1 protein-coding gene is annotated in these 616 nt (G+C 45.3%); it reads right to left on the bottom strand.

Going from position 1 to position 616, the window contains the following annotated elements; genetic code table 11:
• Nucleotides 1–590 (bottom strand): group II intron maturase-specific domain-containing protein (locus tag DUW71_RS17515; protein ID WP_267896681.1); only part of this gene is annotated, 590 nt, incomplete at its 3' end.
• Nucleotides 591–616: the final 26 nt, after the last annotated feature.

Here is a 616-nt window from a genome sequence, read left to right as displayed (position 1 = left end):
TGCCTAAATGGTGGTTTGTACCCTAACTGCCTCAGGCGTCTGTGCAGGCGGCTTGGCTTTTTCCAAAGCCTTAGCTGTATGCTGCGCAGACGCCTTCGAATCCAACTTGCTAGTTGTTTGAATGCACGGCTCGCATTCGCAATTCGAAAATACTGACTGAATCCTCGTAATAGCGGATTTAATCGTTTGAGGATTTCCACTAAAGGCTTACCGCTATTTCTTTTGCTAAGCCTCTTAACTTCGGATTTGAACCGCTTGAGCTTTTTGTCTTGGATTCGCGTGTACTTGCTGTGTATTTCAACACCTAAGAACTTAATCCCTTCATCGCTGTGAGCAATGTGGGTTTTGCGGTCGTTGACGTTGAGCTTCAGCTGCTCTGTGAGTATTTTAGTCGCTTGAGCTTTGGCATTCTTTGCCCCTGCTTTGCTTTTACACAAGATCAATATGTCATCGGCGTAGCGAACAATACGATGGTTGCGTTTTTTCATTTCTTGGTCAAACGCATCCAAGTAAATGTTCGCTAGTAATGGACTTATTACTCCGCCTTGTGGGCTGCCTTGGGTATTGGCATGCCACTGACCATTATCCATCACACCACTCGTCAGAAATTGTTTGA

This window comes from Salinibius halmophilus (assembly GCF_003577475.1).
Lineage (GTDB): Bacteria > Pseudomonadota > Gammaproteobacteria > Pseudomonadales > Natronospirillaceae > Salinibius > Salinibius halmophilus.
The sequence above is the reverse complement of the archived record's forward strand: the minus strand, read 5'-3'. Positions and strand labels throughout refer to the sequence as shown.